Raw genomic sequence first — 23,235 nt, forward strand, 5'->3', positions numbered from 1 at the left:
AGTCATGTATGGATTTGGGGAAGATGATAAGGAGGAAGCATTCATGTCTAAAATAAAGGTACTGCTAGGCTGCTTGGCCGCCGTTCTGCTTGTGGCTCTTTGGGGAGGCACGTCTACAGGTTATGCTCAGAAGACCCAAATGATGAAGAATGAAAAGGAGCCCGTTTATCTTTACGAGGACCTCTCGGAGTATTTCAAAGGTTATTCCGGAACCTTTTTGCTTCTGGACATTAAAAAGAACCGGTACACGATTTATAATGAAGAGCAAAGTGAGAAAGCGGTATCTCCGGCTTCTACATTCAAGATCCCGCATGCCCTAATCGGCCTGGAAACCGGGGTTCTGCACAATGCGAATACGACTTTTAGATGGGACGGAACGGTATATCCGTTTGTGAACTGGAATGAGGACCAGACACTGGCTACATCTATAAGCAGATCGGTTATCTGGTATTTTCAAAGAGTTGCAGAACAAGTAGGCGTTAAGAAGGAACAGTACTATCTGGATGCTATTCAATATGGTAATAGAGATATTTCCGGCGGTCTTACCGAGTTCTGGCTCCAGTCTTCTCTGACCATTTCTCCTCGCGAACAGCTTGAGTTTCTGAAGAAATTTTACAGCTATAAGCTTCCGTTTGCCAAATGCAATATCGATGCGGTTAAACAGATGATTATACTGGACAAGAATAAGAAAGCAGTTCTGTCAGGTAAGACGGGTACAGGTTGGGCGGATAATGTGATAAATGGTACGCCTGTTAACGGTTGGTTTATCGGATATGTCGAAAAAAATCACAACGTATACTTATTCGTCACTAATATTCAAGCCAGCGGCCAAGCAAGCAGTTCCAAAGCGAAAGAAATTACTCTGAAAATATTAGCCGATAAAAAGATTTACATAAAATAAGGCGTTTTATAGACCCTGCTACAGCGTCATCCGAAACCACTGGGAAACCAGTGGTTTTTCCCTGTGCGGGATAAATGGAAATACGTCCAAGTTTGGCACTATGCTCTGAGGGTTAATTTATATAGATATTCATGAAAGATTTCATGTAAGGAGTGGACACGATGACAACTGAACACAATTATGATCTTATTGTAATCGGTACAGGTTCCGGAGCATCCTCCGCGGCCTCTATGTGTAATAAAGCAGGCTGGAAAGTAGCTATGGTCGACTCCCGTCCCTTTGGAGGGACTTGTGCACTTAGAGGATGTGATCCCAAAAAAGTATTAGTCGGAGCAGCCGAAATTATAGAACGGGCCCAGCGGATGAGAGGGAAAGGAATCAGCGGAGAATTTTCGATTAATTGGCCGGATTTAATGGCATTTAAACGGACGTTTACGGATCAAATGCCGGAAAGCAGTGAAAAGAGGTTTAAGGAACAAGGGATTCATACGTTTCACGGCAAAGCTTCTTTTGTCAGTGAAGACCGGATTCAAGTGGGTGAGAATATCCTCCATGGCCGCAAGTTCTTAATTGCAGCCGGGGCCAAGCCCGCTCCTCTTCCGATCGATGGCGCTGAACATTTGACTTACAGTGACGGTTTCATGGAACTGGATGACCTGCCGAAGACACTCGTATTTATCGGCGGCGGTTATATTTCATTTGAATTCGCGCACATTGCAGCAAGAGCGGGCGCTGAAGTGCATATCATTCATAGAAGCGATAGACCTCTTGCCGGCTTTGATCCCGAACTGGTTGATTTACTCCTTCAAAAATCGGAGGAAATCGGTATCCGTCTCCATTTGAATACGGATGTGAAATCGGTCGAGAAGAAAGGCTCCGGCTATCTTGTCAAAGGGATTCGTAACGGGCAGACGGAGCAATGGGAATGCGGCTTAGTTGTTCATGGAGCCGGGAGGATTCCGGATCTGGACGGTTTGGATCTCGATAAAGGGAAGGTCGAGCGGGATAAAAAAGGAGTTGTGGTCAACGAGTACCTTCAAAGTACCTCTAACCCCAAAGTTTATGCTGCCGGAGATGCCGCATCGACGGACGGTCTTCCTCTAACCCCTGTGGCGAGTATGGAATCACAGGCTGCAGGGAAGAACCTGTTGAACGGCAATGAGGAGGTACCGGATTATAAGGTAATGCCTACTGTTGTGTTCACCCTTCCCAAGCTGGCTTCTGTCGGACTATCCGAGCAACAGGCGAAAGAACTCGGTCGTCCGGTTACCATTAACAAAATGGACACTTCCGAATGGTACACGTATAGACGGACGAATGAAACGCATACGATGGCCAAAGTGATTATCGATAAAGAGAACGAGAAGATACTAGGTGCACATTTAATCAGTGATGAAGCGGATGAGCTGATTAACCATTTTGCTGCGGCTATTCAGTTTAATTTAACGGTTCAAGATCTTAAGAAAATGAAATCCGCTTACCCTACTCCTATTTCTGATTTGGGCTACATGCTGTAACCGGAAACTTAAAGAATAACGGCTCTGTCGCATAAATGCGGATAGAGCCTTTTTTTACAGGCAGAACAAAACAAGGAGTCATGACAAATTTCCTTCTTTTTATAGATGAAGCGATTTCATAGGACAAGTCTCTGTATTTAGAGTTGAATTTCGAATTGGGTTATGAGTAGAATAAGGGTATTAAATCCAGATCCTATTATTACCCGCAGTATGTCTCCATCCTTAGCAAGTCAAGTTCATCACGATGAGAGGGGCACTTTGAAATGGAATGGAATTTTTTATTTCGCGTAGATCATCTGAATCAGAAGGGGGAAGAGAGGAACTTAAAGGGATTGGTATTCACAGAAGGTAAAAATCCCCCGTCCGTTAATGACATTCAGTCTTTCCTGAAAGAATGCGGCTTCAACGTTAAAGTAAAGGATATGAACCAACTGATCTTTATCGACGATAACCCGCAAGACCCTGTACAAATCCGTATTGTCAAAATGGGAAATGAGCAAGCGGAGCACCATGATGCGGAACTGCGCTATTTATTGGAACAATTCCGGCGCACCTAGCGAAATTATGCAGTCATGTACAATACACATCTATTCAGGATAAGCCAGTATTTTCCCGAGCGGATAAATACTGGCTTTTATTAGGATGAGGACAACGCGGCGTGCCGCAGAACATTCTGATTTATTTCTGTTATAAATTTTGTTTCTCACGTTGAGTTGTTCCCCCTATAACGCTTATAATAAAACGAGTAAAAAGTATAAAAGAAAAGGTGTCATTCATGAGCATATTAAATGTAGAAAGATTGAGCCACGGCTTTGGAGACCGCGCTATCTTCAATGACGTGTCCTTCCGCCTGCTCAAAGGCGAGCATATCGGACTGATTGGCGCTAACGGAGAAGGCAAGTCCACCTTCATGAACATCATTACGGGTAAACTCCAGCCGGACGACGGCAAGATCGAGTGGTCTAAACGTATGCGTGTGGGGTATCTGGACCAGCATGCGGTGCTTAGCAAAGGCATGACTATCCGCGACGTCCTTAGAGGAGCCTTCCAATACTTGTTCGATATGGAACAAGAGATGAACGATATGTACGCCAAAATGGGCGATGTAACTCCTGAGGAGCTTGAGCAGCTTCTGGAGGACGTCGGCACGATTCAAGATACATTGACGAATCAAGACTTCTATATGATCGATGCCAAGATCGAAGAAACCGCACGCGGCTTGGGTCTGACCGATATCGGTCTGGATAAGGATGTTAACGATCTTAGCGGCGGACAGCGGACTAAGGTGTTGCTGGCGAAGCTGCTGCTTGAGAAGCCCGACATTCTGCTCCTCGATGAGCCGACCAACTATCTGGATGAGCAGCATATCGAGTGGCTGAGACGCTACCTCCAAGAGTACGAGAATGCGTTCATTCTAATCTCGCACGATATTCCATTCCTTAATAGCGTCATTAACCTGATTTATCATATGGAAAATCAGGAGCTCAACCGCTATGTTGGCGATTACGACTATTTCCAGCAGGTTCATGAAATGAAGAAACAGCAGCTGGAATCGGCTTTTAAGCGTCAGCAGCAGGAAATTGCGGATCTGAAAGACTTCGTAGCACGGAACAAGGCAAGTGTTGCCACGCGTAATATGGCCATGTCCAGACAGAAAAAGCTCGACAAGATGGATGTAATTGAACTGGCTAAGGAAAAGCCGAAGCCACAGTTCAACTTCAAAGATGCAAGAACATCCGGCAAGATGATATTCGAGGCAAAGGATCTTGTAATCGGTTATGAAGAGCCGTTATCCAGATCCCTTAACCTGCGCATGGAGCGGGGGCAGAAAATCGCGCTCGTGGGTGCTAACGGTATTGGTAAGACGACTCTGCTTAAGAGCATCCTGGGTGAGATCAAGGCTTTGTCCGGCTCTGTGCAGCTCGGGGAGAACCTGAGCATCGGTTATTTTGAACAAGAAATGAAAGATGCCAATTATAATACATGCATCGAAGAAGTGTGGAAAGAGTTCCCGTCCTATTCACAGTTTGAAGTGCGCGCGGCATTAGCCAAATGCGGGCTGACGACTAAGCATATCGAGAGCAAAATCGCTGTACTTAGCGGTGGTGAGAAGGCGAAAGTCCGTCTGTGCAAACTGATCAACAACGAAACGAATCTGCTCGTGCTTGATGAGCCGACGAACCACTTGGATGTAGATGCTAAAGACGAGCTCAAACGTGCTCTTAAAGCATACAAGGGCAGTATCCTTCTGATTTCTCACGAACCTGATTTTTATCGTGATGTCGTTACAGAAACATGGAACTGTGAATCCTGGACGACAAAAGTATTCTAAAGAAGTTCTGCAAGCCTGTCCGGCCTTATCGGCCGGATAGGCTTTTTTATTAACGAAAAAAGCATGACTGCCTTGTCCTTGCGGGACATTGGCAGTCATGCTTACCGGGTACTTATTTGGTTTCTTCATAATCTTCGTAGAACCATAAGGGATCGTCGCAATCCTCTTCGCCATTATAATTGATGAGGATCTCATCACCGGCGGCTATGTCCGTATATGCAAAAAAGTCTACGGTATGGTTATCGAAGTTAAGATCATAAGTGGCATTTGGGGTATAGGAGTGATTAAACAGCATCCCGTAGCCTAACAGAAGAGCCGTATGGTTAGCTCCATATTCGAACATGTAATCCGCAAGCAAAGTCTTTTCTATATGAACATGTTGTTCATTAGGGTAGGGAATGACTGGCGCTTCATGAATGAGCTCCCCCTTGGCTATATCCCGTGTTGCAAAAACTCCTCGGTTGAACTCGCCATCGCTAAGCTTGGATGCCTTAATTTCAATCATGTTTATCTCCTATGTGTTCATTAGTTTTATAAGTCTGTTCTCATTAAAGGATACCGGTCAAAATAATTATTATATCTTACCGTTAATATTTTGGCAAGAACAGGTGCGATTATACAACCGTTGGGCTAGTCTCCGCCGCCGCATCCACTTCCGCAACTGCTGTTGCATGAAGACCCGCTGCAACTGCCAGCTGAACAGCTTGACTTGTTACAATCGTCACTCCCAGAGTTGCAGGAAGAAGCTGCTGTACAATTTGAAGCACCGTCTTTGCGATTCCGACTGTCGGCGGGGGTCATCTGTTCCGCAAAGCCGGTAGGATTATGGATGGAGAAGAACACGGCAGAGGCAAGCAGTAATTCCGTATTGTTGTAATTCATTTTTGTTTTGTTGTTAGAAAATTGTTGGACGGATAAGTTTGTCCTATAATTTAAAGAACTTCTTATGGAATCGATTAGTTTACGTGCTTCAGGTAAATGCTCATAGGTCCGGGAATTAAACCTGTTCTGCGTATGCAGCATCAGGTTGTCATTTCTATATAAGTTTAATTCTTCCCGGGGAAGAGGATTCCTGAAGAAGACTCCCCAGATCGCTTCGCTGTAGGGATTCCACCCAAACATTTCGACATAGACAAGATCGAACCAGGCCCGTTCATCGGGCTGTGGTTTGGATGGTTCACCGCTGGGGGCATGATGCAGCATTTGTCCGAGAAATTTAGTCGAAAACCTCTGGTACTCCTGGGTATACATCAACATTTCATGCCAGACCTCATCGACGGTGCGGCTAAACATAGGAACCTGTTTCAGAACCGCGCACATCATAAAAAACCGTTTCAGCTCCAGCCAGCGCCAATCGTACTCGCGTTCCGAAATGCCAGAATGTTCACTTAGTACCCGTTGTTTGAGAGCATAGGCCCAGTCCGCAGGTATGGAGTCTTCCAGCTTGGCAGCTAGTTCATATGAAACACTTCCCGGTTCGGCTAGAGCGGGGACAGCAGGCGCATTGTGCAAACGACGGGGGGATGATTTACGTTTTTTGCTCTTTAGGATGTTCTTTAGGACTATAAAGCCGACGATACTAATCAGGATGAAGAAAATAACTCCAGTACTCATTAAGGATTCCCCTTTTACGAAAGGATGCAGAACTTACTTGGTGTACGTGATTCTGTAAGAATATTATATGTTAACATTATATGGAACGCCCCGCAAGAAAGGAATGATCCTTTCTCTATTGTAGAAGTGATTAGTCATAGATTCAAACGGGTGGCTCTATAAATTTTAACGATGTTACGGTTTTCCTTACATGAAAAATATGGTAATATAAATGAGAACATTTGATCTATATTTTGGGAATGCCTTATGTAATGATTATGTTTGATTCGTGAGGAGTTTACTTGAAAGGTGAAAGAATAATGACCGATCTGTATACAGAAATAGACGAGGTGATCGCCTATATTCATCGGCATATAGATGAGCCGCTTCCACTCAATCAATTAGCCCGTTACGCTGCTTATAGCCCTTACCACTTTGCCCGTATTTTCAAAGAAAAGATCGGGTTAACCCCACACTATTACATATCATCACTCCGCCTGCAAAAAGCAAAAGACTTATTATTACACACGAATTTAACTATACGTGATATCGGCCTCGAAATCGGCCAACAAAGCTTAGGGACATTCACGACCCGCTTTACGGAAAGGGTAGGTGTAACGCCTTCTCTTTTCCGGAATTCCCTGCAACAAGCGGACAATCACATGCGATGTCTGCAAAGTCTTTCTGACTGGACAACATCGGACGATCAGCCGGGCCCGAATGCTAGAATTAGAGGTACTGTGCGGGCGACCGTCCCGTTTGAAGGCTTTATTCTGATCGGTTTATTCGCCAAACCCATTCCAGAGGGAGTTCCGCTTCATGGAACATTGCTTTCATCTTTAGGTGATTTCAGTTTTACCGACGTTAAACCCGGAACCTATTATTTGATGGCTACATCGGTTTCCTGGGAGATGCAAGCCGTTGATTTTCTTCTTCCCTACCGGACACTGCGTACCCGCTGCAAGGAGCCTATCACGGTGACTGCGTGTACTCCGGTTCCTCATCAGCAAGTGATGCTTCACGTTCCGCGTTTAGATGATCCGCCTATTCTGATCTCGCTGCCTCTGCTGATGAATAATTTTCTTAATAAAATTAAACAAAAATAAACAACGGCGGACGCGGATACCACTCATGTAAACCAGCAATCGAAGAGAAAGCGCGCTATTATGGGAATGTTAGAATCAAATTCAATAATGATATCGAGAGGATGAAGAAACATGGCTAAGTTTTTTAATTATATTTTCTCGGAAAATGCTACAGTTCAAGCGGAATTTTATACACAAGCACTCGGGGGCGAGATCTTATCTGTCATGACTCACGGACAGCTTCCGGGGGCAAAAGAAGAGCTGAAAGACAAAGTGCTTAACTTAAGTTTTGTAGCGGCGGGAGTTAACTTCTTAATTTGCGACAGCATAGGGGAGCCGGTAGTTCAAGGCAATGCGATAAACCTGTGCCTGGAATATGGAACGGAAAGCGAAGCTCATGAGGCTTTTGACAAGTTATCGGAAGGCGGGAACGTCCAGCATCCACTGCAGCCGGCATTCTGGGGATCATTATTCGGTCAAGTTGAGGATAAATTTGGTGTGAAATGGATGGTTACCACTGAAGCGGTTGAGAATTCTCAATAAACTTAGCGGTTGATATATTCCCACATGATCCTCGCAGTTTATGCCGATTTCAGGGAACTGAACTGGACTACCACGCCGCTGACGTCCGGTATGCAATACAGCTTGTATGATGAACCATCGCAGATTTTGTGCGATGGTTTTTTGTGAGGAGTGGAATGTTATCACGTCTTTGGAGGCATATTACCAGTAAAATCAATACTTGTTGATTAGAGGAGGGTTTTGTATGAAACGTTTGGTGATGTTTTGGGCTGTACTGATGTTGACCGTATCTCTGTTTTCTATGACGGTATCGGCATCCCAAAGAGATCAACCTTATCATTTCGGATTCAAAAAGAGTAAAAAAGGGGAGCTGCCTTCTATCAATGAAGAAGGATTTAAGGAGCTCCTCCAAAAAAACGGAGCGATATTCCTGGGCGATACCAAGCAAAAAGAACTCTATCTTACCTTTGACAACGGATATGAGAATGGTTATACGGTCAAGGTATTGGACATTCTTAAGGAAAAGAAGGTTCCGGCCGCTTTTTTTATCACGGGGCATTATGTCGAGGACCAGCCGGAACTAGTGAAGCGGATGGTGAATGAAGGGCACATTGTAGGGAATCATTCCTGGAGTCATCCGGATATGACCCGGATTTCTGACGAGAAAATAAAAGCGGAGTTAGATAAATTGAAGGAACAGGTGACAAGCCTAACCGGACAGAAAACCATGAATTATATGAGACCACCTCGAGGGATTTTCAGTGAACGGATGTTGTCGGTCAGCAAAGACCTCGGCTATGTCAATGTCTATTGGTCAGTTGCCTATAAAGATTGGGATGTTAAAGATCAAAAAGGCGGGGAATACGCCTACGAGAAAGTGACCGCTCAACTTCATCCCGGTGCTGTAATTCTGCTCCATTCCGTTTCGAAGGATAATACGGAAGCCCTGGATAAAATCATTGATTACGCACGCAAACAAGGATATGAATTCAAAAGCTTGGATAAATTATCCTTCAAAAATTACTAAATTAAAAGTAAATATTTTTTTCTATATTACAAGCCATTTGCAGGAGCAAACGGCTTTTTTTGATAGAATAATATGGTTAGGATACAAATAATATCTTAATATAATTTTGTTGACTCTTTAATGTAACATTTGGTATCTTTATATTACAATTACACAATTCTACTAAATATTACATTTTGTCGATAATACTGGATGCCGAATCACGATGGAGGTCATAAGAAATGCTAGTCTCGGCAGCGACTTTATCTAATTCTTCTGTTAAACATCCTTTAACTCATCCCCAGAAGCGGATTTGGTATATTGAGAATATTTACCCAAATTCTTCATTGTACAATATCGGTGGCCCTGTGCGAATCAAGGAGACGGTTGATTTCGGTTTGCTGGAGGAAGCCATCCAGAGTTTCATTCGAAGACATGACGGCACAAGAATTCAGATTATCGGAGATCATGGTGAAGCTCATCAATATGTAATCCCATATGAGCACAAGAAATTAGATTTTCATGACTTTTCCAATTGCGAGAATCCTGTTGAAGCATTTCAGAACTGGGTAAATCTTGAGGCTTCCAAGCCGATACGTTTGGGGATAGACCCGCTATATTATTTTGGAATGTTTCGCATATCCGAGCGTGACAACGGATATTTGGTCAAATGTCATCATATCATTGCCGATGGTTGGTCCAACCACATCTTGACGGATCAAATAGCCCAGGAATATTGGAAGCTGTTAGCGGGAGATACGGCAAATATTGCTGAATCTGCCCCTTCTTATTTTGATTATCTAGATTCTGAACAGAAATATTTACAATCAGACAGGTTTGTTAAGAACAAGCTATTCTGGAATGAAAAGTTCAAAGTTCTGCCGGAAGGATTAATGTACAGCACTTCGGATCGTACAAACGGCAGAAGGAAAACCTTCGAATTAGAACCACTACTTTCTTCAAGAATCCGAACTTACGCGAATTCATTCAACATCTCGTTGAATACCTTTTTTGTTTTCATTTACTTCCTTTATATACAAAAAACTACGCAGCAAAATGACATCGTTATAGGAACACCGGTATTAAACCGATCCGGCAGAAAAGAAAAAAGCACTTTCGGCATGTTCACAAGTACGATGCCTTTTCGGTTCAGGCTCGATGACCGTGCAACGGTTGCAGATACGTTAACCCGGATTCAAAAAGAACTGATGGAATGTTATTTTCATCAACGTTATCCCTATGATCTTCTCATAAAGGATCTGGAGTTGAAAAAACTAGGTTATAACAATTTGTTCGAAACTTGTGTCAACTACTACAATACAAAGCTGTCATCGAATATGAACGGTACATCCATTCAAAATGTAGAATTTTACAACGGACATCAATTGTTCTCTCTACAGCTGGTCATTAAAGATTGGTCGGAGTCGGGCAGCTTGACACTGGATATAGACTATAAGATCGATGATTACACGGAAGAACAGATTGAAGAAATGGGTTTGCGGCTGCAAATTATAATTGATCAAATTATAGAAGATTCGGAAGCTTGCTTAAGTAAGATCGGCCTTGTGTCAGCGGCGGAGAAGACGGAGCAAATTGTGACGTTTAATGCGACGCAAACGAATTATCCCAGCGATAAAACAATTTATCAGTTGTTTGAAGAACAAGTCGAACGGACACCGGATCGAGTTGCGATCCGCTTCGAGCAAGATCAATTGACTTACATTGAGCTTAACGAGAAGGCTAACAAGCTTGCGCGTTACTTGATAAGCAGAGATGTTACAAAGGAAACGATAGTTGGCTTATGGACACATCATTCTATTGAAACCGTTGTTGCCATCCTAGGCATACTAAAAGCGGGTGCAGCTTATCTGCCTATTGATCCTGCTTATCCGAATGAACGAATTCGGTATATGCTGGAGGACTCAGGCACGGGTTTGGTACTCACCAACGTGGATATGGACGGCGATTTCGACTTTACATTAGAAATCGTCCATTTGAATGATCCGACTATTTACACACAAGCGTCTTCTAACCTGGCGGTTACAAATAATCGGAACGATCTTGTTTATGTGATTTATACATCGGGTTCGACAGGCAAACCCAAAGGAACGATGATCGAGCATCAAGGTCTTACGAATTACATCTGGTGGGCGACGCTTAAGTACGTGTCCGAGGACACGGAAGTGTTCCCGCTCTATACATCTTTAGCTTTTGATCTTACCGTTACGTCCGTCTTCACGCCGCTAATTAGTGGGGGAACCATACTCGTTTACCGGGATTACGGCGATGAATTTGTGCTGCATCGTATTATGAGGGATAACGAGGCAACCGTAATCAAGCTTACTCCTGCACATTTGTCTTTACTGAAAGAAATGGACAATCGGAATTCATCCGTTCAGCGTTTTATCGTGGGTGGTGAAGATCTCAAAGTTAGTTTGGCCCAAAGTATAACGGATAGTTTTGACGGAAAAATCGAGATCTATAACGAATACGGTCCTACTGAAACTGTAGTGGGCTGCATGATACATAAATATGAGAGTGAACAGGATCATAGAGCTTCCGTGCCTATCGGCATACCTGCGGATAATGTCATGATCTATATTCTTGATCCCGGAATGAATCCCGTACCCGTCGGTACAATTGGCGAAATGTACATTTCAGGAGACGGAGTTGCAAGAGGATATTTGAATCGAGACGATCTGACGACAGATAGATTCATAGACAATCCTTTTGAAACAGATAAAAGAATGTACCGGACGGGAGACCTGGCGAAACGGCTTCCGTCGGGCAGAATAGAATATTGTGGGCGTGTCGATCATCAAGTCAAGATACGCGGATACCGGATAGAACTTGCTGAGATTGAGAAGCATCTGCTGCAGCACGAAGCCGTGCAAGATGCGGTCGTCATTGACCGCGAGCATGAGAATCAAACCAAATATCTTTGTGCCTACATGGTACTGAATTTGGATATTCCAATAGAAAACTTAAGAAAGCATTTAATAGATGCATTGCCCGAATACATGGTGCCATCTTTTTTCATAGAAATGGACGAGATTCCGTTGAATGTGAACGGCAAAGTGAATCGGAGCCGGCTCCCCGAACCCGATATGAGCGGCGGGGCGACTACTGAATTCATTTCCAGCCGCAATGAACATGAGGAACTTTTGGCGCGTGCACTTGAAGAAATTCTTCAGATTGACCAAATTGGAATGACGAACAATTTTTATCATCTTGGCGGAGATTCCATCAAAGCGATCCAGGTTGCTTCCAAGCTGAATAGTGTAGGCTGCACAATCAGAGTGAAAGACATTCTCTCTAATCCGATTATTGAGAATATGGCGAAATTCCTCGAAACCAAAGTCAAGGATCGTACCCTGCAGCAGCAGAAATGTGAGGGTATCATAGAGAATACGCCCATTTCATCCTGGTTTTTTAAGCAAAATTTTAATTCGCCTGAGCATTATCATCAATCGGTGCTTCTGAATCTGAAACATGAGATTGATGCCTCTGAGCTGGAGCATATTCTTCGCACACTCATTCAGCACCATGATGCGTTAAGAATCAATGTTGATGCAGAGAACGGGCAGTTGTTTTACAACAATCAGTTGGATGACCATGCCTTTATTGAAGTGAATGTATTCCGGCTCTCTAGTTACCCGGCCCGGGAGCAGGCGGAACGAATAGCTCAATTGGGACAATCGTTTAAGGCGGCTATGAGTTTACAAAATGACAGGTTAATCAAAGCCTGCATCTTCGATCTTGGACACAGCGGCCAAAAGCTGCTGATAGCCGCTCATCATTTGGTAGTTGACGGTATATCATGGCGTATTCTTCTTGAAGATCTGGCATCTATGTTGACGAGCACCCGTAACGGAGCAGAAGCTTCTCTGCCTTTAAAAACAGATTCCATGCAAAGCTGGGCCCGATTCTTACAAAACTATCAGCAAGAAGCCTTTAAGGAGCAGAGCTACTGGCAGACGGTCGTCGGTGATTTGGCGACGATTCCCGTGGATGCTGATTGTGACGAAGATACCGTGGCAACTTCCAGTACGCTGACGCATCATTTCTCAGTCGTGGAAACAAACCAGCTGCTCCTTCAGGCTCACAACGCATACGGAACAGAACCCAAAGATTTAATGATTGCGGCACTTGCGGGAACAATTTATGACTACTTTAAGCTAGATCAAGCTGTGATTGAACTTGAAGGTCACGGACGTGAGGAATTAGACGAATTAATTGATGTCTCTAGAACCGTTGGCTGGTTTACGACCATGTATCCTGTTAAATTGAGCAGAAATTCTGATGAGCTGTCCGGCTTAATCAAATCAGTTAAAGAACAGATTCGCAGGATACCGAATAACGGCATCGGTTTCGGCGTACTCCAGCACATATCCGGTGTTTTCCCTGATTACGGCAAGCATAAACTTGTCCGCTTTAATTACTTAGGAGACTTTGACGCTGTAATGAACAACAGTTGGTTTTCGTACGCGAACGAGGACAGCGGAGCGGATTCATCCCCCGCTAACCAGATGACTTCACTGCTCGATGTAAATGCGCTCGTAGTAAATCGCCAGCTGAGCTTGACTATAAGCTATAGCCGTAATCGCTTCAAAGATGAAACAGTAGTAGGGTTCTTGTCAGCCTATGTTACGAGGTTACAAGCGATCCTTCAGCACTGCTGTGAGAAAGATGATACCGAATATACACCATCAGATTTTGAAACCATAGAACTTTCTCAAGACGAATTGGATAGCCTTTTGTTTTAAATGACGGAACGGATGCTGGAGGGACCGTATGGCTAAAGTCATTTTTTTCGGAGTTGACTTGCATGGACATGTTAATCCGACACTTGGATTAATTCATAAGTTGATCGAACGCGGAGAAGAAGTTGTCTATTACTGCAGCGATGCGTTTCAAGACAAGATTGAACAAACCGGCGCGACTTTTCGAAGTTACAGAGGACTGCTTGGATTTGGCACAAATGATGGAACAGGCATCGATACCTTCATGGTATTTGCTGATTTTATCGTGAACAAAAGTCACATTATTATAGAGGCTCTTCAAGAAGAAGTTACTCAATGGCAGCCGGACTATATCATACATGATGCCTTTTCCCTTTGGGGCAAGCAATTTGCCGAACAATTGGGCATTCCGGGCATTTCTGTCTTTGCAAACTTCCCATTTATAGATGAGATGGCAGATCTCGATCCGGATTTTTTTATGGAATATGTACTACGAGCTGCCGACGATCCTATTTATAAGAAGTACAAGGGACAGCACGACATGTACCGGAAGCTGCTCGACAAGCTGTCTAGAATGCTTTCTATAAAGCACGGGTTGCATAATGTTAATGTCATTAACGATATATTCTGCAGCAAGGAAGCTTTGAATATTCTATTTACTTCCCGGGAATTTCAGATCTATGCCGATGCTTTTGATGAAAGTCATTTATTTGCAGGGTATTCTTTATATTCACGCACGGAATCAGTTGAATTTCCTTACGAACAGCTGGATGGCAGGCCTTTAATTTATATCGCTTTCGGTACGATATACAACGAGCTGGAAGAAATTTATAAAACCTGTTTAGAAGCGTTCGGAAGCAGAGAGCATCAAGTTATCTTGTCTGTGGGCAATAAAATAAATCTGCAGGAACTGGGCGAAATACCGGATAACTTCATCGTTCGGCCGTATGTCCCGCAGCTCGAAATTCTGAAACGTGCGGATGTATTCATTAGTCACGGCGGCGCCAACAGCATCTATGAAGGGTTATGCAATCATGTTCCTTTGGTTGTCATGCCACAAGTATTTGATGAATACATGGGAGCGTTAATGGTTGAGAAGGCGGGAGCGGGAATCTATCTCCGTCAGGCAGAAGTAAGTGCAGCCGAGCTTAAAGAAGCAGTCGAACAGGTGCTAATGACACCGTCCTATCGTGATAATTGCTGCAGGATTAAGCAATCGTTTGAAGCGACGGGCGGTTTGGACTATGCAGTTGATGGAATTTTAAAATTTGCTAAGCAGAGGGTTGCTCATGAGACGTTATAGTTGGTATCTCTTGTTATTCACCATGGTCATTAATCTTCTACTTCCGATAAGCCCGGTGATTGCTGCTGGAGAAGAGATTACAGCGAAAGAAAAAGAGATTGAGAATTATATCGAGAAGAATTGGAAGAAGTCAGATATACCCGGCTTATCAGTTGTCATTGTAAACGGCAGTGATACGTTGTATCAGAAAAGCTTCGGTTATGCGGATGTAAAGAACGATGTGCCGGTCACACCGGAGACATTATTTGAGCTCGGGTCGACAAGTAAAGCATTTACGGCTCTGGCCGTGCTGCAGCTTGAAGAAAAAGGGCTTCTGAATTTGAATGATCCCGTAACCAAATATCTTCCTTGGTTCACGATGAATTTTGAGAAGCAGCCTGCGGAGATTACATTAAACCAATTTCTTCATCATACCAGCGGGGTTCCTTTCAAAACCATCGGTGATATTCCAATCGCTAAGGGTGAAGAAGCACTCGAAGATACGGTTAGAGTCTTAACCGGGCAGGAACTGGATCACAAACCCGGTGAAAAATACTTGTATGCAACGATTAACTACGATGTGCTCGGTCTGATCATTCAGAAGGTTTCGGGTCAGACATACGAACAATATGTTAAAGAAAACGTACTGAAGCCCTTAGGTCTGAATCAGACCTTCGTCTTCAGGGAAGAAGCTCCTCAAGAGCTTATGTCCAAAGGTTACAAGTTCAATCTGTTAAGGCCTGCTGTTTATGATGCGCCTATGTACAGAGGTAATACGCCTGCAGGCTATTACATTACAAATGCGGTAGATATGGCCAAATGGCTGAAAATTCAGCTGGCGCCAGCTTCAGCGGCACCTTCAATGGCTACTTTGATAGGCAAATCCCATGAACCTGATCGGTCCGTAGCTCCGGATTTTGACGGAGGCTCTTATGCGGCAGGCTGGAGTATTTATCAGAGTGGAACCGGACAGGTCTCGCATGCAGGGGCTAACCCTAACTTTTCCTCTCATATTGTGCTTCGTCCTCAAGACAATATTGGTATCGCTGTATTGACCAATCTTAATTCCCCTTACACGCAAACGATTGCCCAGGGGATTATGAATATTATCCATGATAAGAAATTACCAGAGCCTATTAGTGATATGTATAAGAGTATCGACAATACCGCTTCGGCTGTTCTTTTTATCACAATACCTGTCATGCTGCTTATTCTATGGTTTACCGGGAATGTGGTTAGACAGATGATCAGGAAAGAACGTGTTTTCCAAGGCAGTGTCTTCTCGGTAGGTTTAAGCCTGTTCATCTTTAGCTGTTTTATGGCAGCGTTCATTTACTGCCTCTACCGGATACCAGACGTTATTTATTGGGAGCTGAACTGGGATTTCGTTAAAGTCTGGGCACCGCAAACCCTGATCTTAGCCGTTCTTTCCTTAATCGTGACCGTATTTTGTTTCAGTCTTTATTTCATTCTTACCAATTTGTTTCCAAAGTCCGACGACAGATCGTTATTTGTTCTTACACTGCTGAGCATAGCAAGCGGATTCGGAAATGCTGTCGTCATTTTTATCGTAAACGAGACGTTAAACCGGGATATCGAGACATTCCAAAGCGGGCTGCTGCTCTATTTTGTACTTGGGATTGCCGTGTATGTATTCGGTCAGAGGCTGGTAAGGACGAAGCTTGTCCGGGTTGCCAACAATATGGTGTACGACAAGAGAACCGAATTGCTGGAGAAGATTCTTGACACGTCTTACGAGAAAATAGAGGGATTAGAAGACGGGACCATTCAAGCCTCACTGAATAATGATACGGAAACGATAAGCGATTTTTCTAATATTGTGATTACGGGTGCTACCAGCTTCGTTACGCTCATCTGCTGCTTTGTCTATATGGGGATTATTAGTTTTTACGGTATGCTGATCGCGATTCTCGTAATTGCCCTGGCGGCCGGCCTTCACTATGTTATCGGTCTTCAAGCCAACAAGCTCTGGGAGCAGACGCGGGATATTCAAAATATCTTTTTTAAATTTATTAATGATCTCCTGAAAGGGTTTAAAGAACTCAGCATGCATCGCGGCAAACGGCAAGATTTTCAGGAAGATATGCAAGACAGCTGCAATACTTACCGGGATAAACGGATTCAAGGCGATTTGAAATTTGCCAATGTCAACGTTTTCGGTGAGTTATTGTTTACTTTCGTTATTGGAGCCGTTGCATTTCTGTTTCCGCTTCTCTTTAGTGAATTAAAGGTCGATGCACTTCGGAGCTATGTGTTTATCTTGCTGTATATGACCGGTCCCGTTCACGGGATTCTAGGTACGATTCCGAATATATTCAGAGTTCGGATCAGCTGGAACCGGCTCCAGACCCTTTCCAAAGAGCTTGATTCGTTGAGAGACCATCAGCAGGCGGCGACAGAGATACAGCCGATTGCTTCCAAATCTATAGAGCTCGAGCTGAAGTCCGTTCAGTATCATTACAGCACCAAAGATGGAGAGAGTTTTGCGGTAGGTCCTTTCAACTATGCTTTCCGTACCGGAGAAATCATTTTCATTACAGGCGGTAACGGCAGCGGTAAATCCACCCTGGCTAAACTGATTACCGGACTCTATGTTCCGGCTCAGGGAGAAATTCTCATCAATGGTGAGAAGGTTAGCGCCGCACAGTTAGGCCAGCAGTATTCCGCCATTTTCAGCGATTTTCATTTATTCGAGAAAATGTATGGAATCGACTATAAGTCTAAGCAGAAGGATATTGAGCATTTCCTGAAGGTGCTGCATTTAGAGGATAAGGTTCAAATCCAAGACGGTGTTTTCCAATCAATCAAGCTCTCGACAGGACAACGGAAAAGACTTGCACTTCTTGTCAGTTACTTGGAGGATCGTCCGGTCTATCTCTTTGATGAATGGGCGGCGGATCAGGATCCGGAATATCGCTCATTCTTCTATCATACGCTGCTGCCTGAATTGAAAAATCGCGGGAAATGTGTCATTGCCATTACGCATGATGATCGCTTCTTCCATTTGGCGGATCGTGTAATCAAGATGGAGATGGGGAAAATGGTACAAAGTGATTCACAGCCTTCAGCGCAAGACATGCACTATGCAACCATTTAGCCGCTGACCTGCCAACTGCTGCAATCAGAAACGGATAAAAGGACGGGAGAAGCATGAGGCAAGAACAATCACATAAAATTGATAAAACAAATGTTGAAGATATCTTGGCATTAACTCCAACGCAGGAAGGAATGCTGTTTCACCATGTGAGCAGTCAAGACAAAGGATATTACGTACAGCAGCTTACGGTTACAATTTCCGGCGATTTGTGCTCGCGTACATTTCAAAAAGCATGGGATACCGTGATTCATAACAATGAAATGCTCAGAACGGTGTATCGGTGGGTCAAACTTGTACGTCCCGTTCAAATTGTGCTGAAAAGCCGTGAAATTCTGGTCGTGGAGCATGATTTTTCGTATTGCACACCCGAAGAGAGCAAAAAACATGCACAAGCGATCAAAGACAAGGATAGGCAGCTTGAGCCAGATCTGGAAAAGGAGCCTTTCCGAATTACCTTGTGTAAGCTGGGTTCTTCGACTTCTGACATGATCTTAACCTGGCATCATATTTTGTTTGATGGATGGAGTAACGGGATTCTGCTAAAAGAATTTCTTGATGCTTATCGGGCATTGGCGTCCGGAATTGATCCCATTGTTCCTGAGAAGTCCAAATTCAAAGAGTTTATTAAATGGAAAAGTATGCAAGATAAAGCTTCGCAGGAGTTATTCTGGAAAGATTACCTGCACGGCCTGGAAGAACGGACATCTTTGCCTGAATCCCAAGAGAGCAGGAACTCTTCGGAACCGTTAGCTGCGGGCAAATTAGTTTCCGTATTAACGGAATCCGAGACTGAAGATATATCCCGTTTCGTAAGCCGACACGAGCTGACATTAGCATCCTTAATCTACACGACTTGGGGAATCCTGCTCAGTAAATATAATCAAACGGATGATGTGATGTTCGGCACTACTGTTTCGGGTAGAGTTCCGAAAATCCAAGCTATTGAGAATATGGTCGGAATGTTCATTAATACCATCCCTCTGCGATTTCAATCCAAACCGGATGAGAGGGTTCAAGATGTTCTCAGGAATGTGAACGAGCAACTGCAAAAGCGGGAGGAATTCGAGAACACGCCACTGCCGGACATAGGAGGTTACAGTGGTCTGGGTAATCACGAGCCGCTGTTTAATTCGATTGTAGTGCTGGAGAATTATCCGCTTGACAGCAGCATCCAAGGTGATGAAGCTCTGAAGCTGATGCACTACCAAATGTATGAAACAACGCATTACGGGCTGACACTGGGTGTTCAGACATCCGGGGCGTTGGAACTGGATTTTTCCTATGATCCTGCATTATTCACTAGCTGCACGGTAGAGAGGATGGCGGGACATTTCAAACAAATCTTGAAACAGATGCTCCGTCAATCCGATATGCAGCTGCGTGATATTGTAATCCTCACATCTGAGGAACAGAATCAGATTTTAACTGTGTTTAATTCATCATCAGCACCTGCACCTTCCGAATTGGTGCACACATTGTTTGAAAGACAAACAGAACAGGCGCCCGATCAAACGGCTGTTACCTTTAATGGAAGAAGCTGCACCTACCGGGAGATTAACGAGCGATCCAACCGGCTTGCAAGATATTTAAGACTTCAAGGCGTACAGCCCGATCAGCTTGTAGCCATTGTTATGGAACGATCCGACGCCTTTATAGTTGCTATGCTGGCCGTCCTGAAGGCGGGCGCCGCCTATGTCCCTGTTGATCATGAATATTCGCAAGCAAGAATCGAGTATATCCTGCAGGATAGCCAAGCCGATATCTTACTTATTCAGACGGGTTTAGCCGATAATGTTTCGTTTGAAGGCAGGATTATACTGGCAGATAGTGAAGAAATCGATACCTGTAATCCCGCTAATCTGGAAAGTCTGAATTCGTCCGAGCATGCAGCCTATGTTATTTATACATCAGGATCAACCGGCAATCCCAAAGGAGTTGTAGTTGAGCACCGGAACCTGCTGGCATACGTACAAGCGTTTCAACGAGAATTCCTATTGAGCAGTCGTGATGTGTTTTTGCAGCAGGCTTCCTGTTCGTTTGATGTATTCATTGAAGAGGTATATCCGATTCTGGTAGCCGGAGGCGGGATAGTAATTGCCGCTAGAATGGATGTCATGGACATTCGCCAACTGATCCAATTGATACAGGTTCATCAAGTCACGATGGTCTCTTGTTCTCCGCTTTTGCTGAATGAGTTGAACAAACAACAGGGGATGAACAGCGTTCATACCTACATCAGTGGCGGCGATGTTCTGAAACCTGAATATATATCGGATCTTATTAAGCGGGCAAAAATCTACAATACGTATGGACCAACCGAAGCAACCGTCTGCGCTACTTATTATAGATGCACCAGCTCGCTTGCCAAGAATATACCAATCGGCAGGCCGATTTTGAATTATCAGGTTTATATTCTGGACGTGAACGATAATCTGCTGCCAATTGGAATTTCCGGAGAAATCTGCATAGCCGGTAACGGAGTGGCACGCGGATATTGGAATCAGCCGGATCTGACCGCCCAGAAGTTTGTAGCCAATCCCTACTTTCCCGGCGTCCGGATGTACCGGACCGGGGATGTCGGGAGGTGGCTGCCGGATGGTAATATCCAATTTGCCGGAAGAAATGACGAACAAATCAAAATCCGCGGGTTTCGGATCGAACCGGGGGAAGTCGAGCACGGACTTCAGACACATGCGGATATAGAAGAAGCCGTCGTGCTGCCGGTCGAAGATGCCAATGGAGCGAAAAGTCTTGCGGCTTATTTAAAAACAAGCAGAGAGTTAGATACCAGTGAAGTGCGTAACTACTTGTCTGAACGTCTTCCGCATTACATGATTCCTTCCTTGTTCTACCGGATAGATGCTATTCCGAAGACGACGAATGGAAAAGTAGACAAAAAATCCTTGATGCAGTGTAACCATTTATTAAACAACGGGAAGGAGGAAGAGAGTGCTGTAAACGATACAGAAGATAAAATCCGCAGAGTCTGGAAAGACGTTCTAAAAGTAAACAACGTTGGACTCCACGACAGTTTTTTTGATATCGGCGGCAACTCAATTCTTCTTATGCAAATGCACGCCAAGCTGGAAAAAGAATATGACTGGGGAACTCAAATTGTAGATCTTTTCTCCCATACAACCATACACAAGCTTGCCCAGTGGATTGATCAGAAAGATCAGAAGCTGAATGAATCAGTATTCATCCAATATCAGGCACTGCCTGAGAATTACTTTGAGCGGAACATGCAGGCAAGCGGAGCAGGCGTCATGCGTTTTCTTCTGCCGCTGCCTATCCGGGAGAAGTTAAAGCTAATCGCCCGAGATAATCGGGTAGAAGAATTCGATTTGCTTTTGGCGATGATGATCTATCTTTTGTCTGAATTAAGCGGGGAGAAGAATGCCGTTGTCCAATGTCTTCAAACTAACGGGGAACAAGTAGTGCCTCTGCAGATAGATTTAGCTGAAATGAACAATTTTGAGCAGCTGTTTACTGTTGTTCATAAGAAAAGAATGGATGAGACTGAGCAGACATACGCCCTGAAAGATACGGGCAGGATCCATATGTCTAAAGGGCAGCACTCGATTTTACCGTTCGTATCTAAAAACTCCGACTTATCCGTCGATGCCGCATTCCTTGAAATTTACGATATGGCGTTATGCTTCGATGAGGCCGCGGACGGGCATCCGTTATCCGTTACCTGCAAATTCAATGACAAAAGGATTAAAAAAGAAGCCATGAATTTGATAATCAAAGGTTATCTGGATCTGATTCAGCAACTGACCAAAAGTCATGTAATGTCATGAGAGGAGAAGGGTCATGAGAAAGCTGGTACATGTTTTTCCAGGGCAAGGTTCCCAATATGTTGGTATGGGCAAAGAATGGTACAACAGCTTTCCCGAAGCAAGAGCTGTTTTCGAAGAGGCCAATGACACTCTGACATTTGACTTAACGAAGCTGATTTTTGAAGGAAGTCAGGAAATGCTTACTTTAACCGAGAATGCGCAGCCTGCTTTATTAACGGTTAGTGTTGCGGCCTATCGGGTGTATATGCAGGAGGTTGGAATAGAGCCTGCTTATTCTGCGGGCCACAGTCTGGGTGAATTCTCAGCGTTAACTTGTGCAGGCGTAATAATGTTCCCGGATGCTCTGCGTATTGTACGGCAAAGAGGGATATATATGCAGGAAGCAGCTGCTGAAGGTACTGGGTCGATGTGCGCTGTCATTGGCGTCAGCAAAGAAAGGATTGAAGAAGAATGTAATTCGGCATCTGCATGGAATCCGGATCAAATGGTTGTAGTATCCAACTATAATTCTTCTGAACAAATTGTTATCTCCGGACATCAGGAGGCCGTGACCAGAGCGGCTGCACGCTTGGAGGAACAAGGGGCACGGGTATCCTTTCTTAAAGTCAGCGCTCCATTTCACAGTCCATTAATGAAAACGGCAGCTGCCAAATTCGAAGAAGAGCTGCAGAACTATTCGTATCATGCGTTCAAGTGGCCTGTTATCTCGAATGTCACCGGCTTGCCATACGATAGTCCGGATCAGGTTATCGTTAACTTAACCGCACAGATGACTGCCCCCGTTAAATGGGATCTATCTATGCATTATGTACATCAAAAAGGCGTATCGGTCGGGATTGAACTCGGAGCCAGGAACATTCTCACTAATTTAATGAAGCTGAACGTCAAATCGGTGGCTTGTTATCCGCTCGACAAACCCGGACAGCTGGACATAATCCGTGAAGATCTGGCTGTAGAAATCGTTGAACAGCGACGCAAGGACAAAGTAAATAATGTCGTGACTAAGTGTCTTACGACGGCCGTCTGCACCCGCAATCGCAACTGGGATCAAACGGAATACGAACGTGGAGTTCTTGAGCCGTATCGTAAAATCCAACTTCTCCAAGAAAAGTTGGATGCCCCGGGTGAGACAGGAAGTCCTACGCTCAGTCAAATGAAAGAAGCTCTTGATCTATTGAAGCTTATTCTGGACACAAAGAAGGTTCCGGCAACCGAGCAAAAGGAAAGATTTCAAATCATTTTGAGGGATACCCATACGGTCTCTTTGTTCCCTGAATTTACTCATATTGGTGCTTAAACGAAGGTTAAGCTTATTACATCGGGAGGTGGACCGA

At 44.2% G+C, this 23,235-nt stretch carries 14 protein-coding genes; 12 read left to right on the forward strand and 2 right to left on the reverse strand.

What is annotated here, in order from left to right; all coding sequences use genetic code 11:
• Nucleotides 1-43: 43 nt before the first annotated feature.
• From AR333_RS08785 to AR333_RS08800, 4 genes are all read left to right on the forward strand, one after another.
• Nucleotides 44-901 (forward strand): penicillin-binding transpeptidase domain-containing protein, encoded by an 858-nt coding sequence (locus AR333_RS08785; RefSeq protein WP_068774877.1) that lies wholly within the window; start codon nt 44-46, stop codon nt 899-901.
• 161 nt (nt 902-1,062) lie between these two features.
• Nucleotides 1,063-2,418 (forward strand): NAD(P)/FAD-dependent oxidoreductase, encoded by a 1,356-nt coding sequence (locus AR333_RS08790; protein WP_068774878.1) that lies wholly within the window; start codon nt 1,063-1,065, stop codon nt 2,416-2,418.
• A 263-nt stretch (nt 2,419-2,681) separates the two neighbouring features.
• Nucleotides 2,682-2,975 (forward strand): hypothetical protein, encoded by a 294-nt coding sequence (locus AR333_RS08795; RefSeq protein ID WP_068774879.1) that lies wholly within the window; start codon nt 2,682-2,684, stop codon nt 2,973-2,975.
• Between the two features lie 218 nt (nt 2,976-3,193).
• Complete coding sequence (locus AR333_RS08800) at nt 3,194-4,750, forward strand: ABC-F family ATP-binding cassette domain-containing protein (RefSeq protein WP_068774880.1); 1,557 nt, start codon at nt 3,194-3,196, stop codon at nt 4,748-4,750.
• A 112-nt stretch (nt 4,751-4,862) separates the two neighbouring features.
• Here AR333_RS08800 and AR333_RS08805 read toward each other — a convergent pair whose 3' ends face one another.
• Both AR333_RS08805 and AR333_RS08810 read right to left on the reverse strand, forming a co-directional pair.
• Nucleotides 4,863-5,255: an SET domain-containing protein gene (locus AR333_RS08805; RefSeq protein WP_068774881.1), complete on the reverse strand. Its 393-nt coding sequence runs from the start codon at nt 5,253-5,255 to the stop codon at nt 4,863-4,865.
• A gap of 125 nt (nt 5,256-5,380) precedes the next feature.
• Nucleotides 5,381-6,364 (reverse strand): hypothetical protein, encoded by a 984-nt coding sequence (locus AR333_RS08810; protein ID WP_068774882.1) that lies wholly within the window; start codon nt 6,362-6,364, stop codon nt 5,381-5,383.
• Nucleotides 6,365-6,663: 299 nt separating this feature from the next.
• Between AR333_RS08810 and AR333_RS08815 the strand changes: the two genes are divergently transcribed.
• The 8 genes from AR333_RS08815 to fabD all read left to right on the forward strand — a co-directional run bounded on the left by AR333_RS08815 (nt 6,664) and on the right by fabD (nt 23,198).
• The gene (locus AR333_RS08815; protein WP_068774883.1) at nt 6,664-7,449 is read left to right on the forward strand and encodes a helix-turn-helix domain-containing protein; all 786 of its coding nucleotides are present in this window, start codon (nt 6,664-6,666) and stop codon (nt 7,447-7,449) included.
• Nucleotides 7,450-7,560: 111 nt separating this feature from the next.
• On the forward strand, nt 7,561-7,971 hold the full coding sequence (locus AR333_RS08820; RefSeq protein ID WP_068774884.1) for a VOC family protein: 411 nt from the start codon (nt 7,561-7,563) through the stop codon (nt 7,969-7,971).
• Between the two features lie 223 nt (nt 7,972-8,194).
• Nucleotides 8,195-8,977 (forward strand): delta-lactam-biosynthetic de-N-acetylase, encoded by a 783-nt coding sequence (gene pdaA, locus AR333_RS08825; RefSeq protein ID WP_068774885.1) that lies wholly within the window; start codon nt 8,195-8,197, stop codon nt 8,975-8,977.
• 221 nt (nt 8,978-9,198) lie between these two features.
• Nucleotides 9,199-13,722 carry a non-ribosomal peptide synthetase gene (locus AR333_RS08830; RefSeq protein WP_068774886.1) on the forward strand — a complete coding sequence of 1,508 codons (4,524 nt, stop codon included), beginning with the start codon at nt 9,199-9,201 and terminating at the stop codon, nt 13,720-13,722.
• Between the two features lie 28 nt (nt 13,723-13,750).
• Entirely contained in the window at nt 13,751-15,001 is a 1,251-nt protein-coding gene (locus AR333_RS08835) for a macrolide family glycosyltransferase (RefSeq protein ID WP_068774887.1), read from the forward strand.
• On the forward strand, nt 14,988-18,098 hold the full coding sequence (locus AR333_RS08840; RefSeq protein WP_068774888.1) for a cyclic peptide export ABC transporter: 3,111 nt from the start codon (nt 14,988-14,990) through the stop codon (nt 18,096-18,098). The genes AR333_RS08835 and AR333_RS08840 overlap by 14 nt, the downstream gene beginning before the upstream one ends.
• Before the next feature lie 53 nt (nt 18,099-18,151).
• Nucleotides 18,152-21,901, forward strand: coding sequence for a non-ribosomal peptide synthetase (locus AR333_RS08845; RefSeq protein WP_068774889.1), 3,750 nt, complete (start codon nt 18,152-18,154; stop codon nt 21,899-21,901).
• 13 nt (nt 21,902-21,914) lie between these two features.
• Entirely contained in the window at nt 21,915-23,198 is a 1,284-nt protein-coding gene (gene fabD, locus AR333_RS08850; protein WP_068774890.1) for an ACP S-malonyltransferase, read from the forward strand.
• Nucleotides 23,199-23,235 lie beyond the last annotated feature (37 nt).

The sequence above is a fragment of the Paenibacillus sp. FJAT-26967 genome (assembly GCF_001541095.1).
GTDB lineage: Bacteria > Bacillota > Bacilli > Paenibacillales > NBRC-103111 > Paenibacillus_F.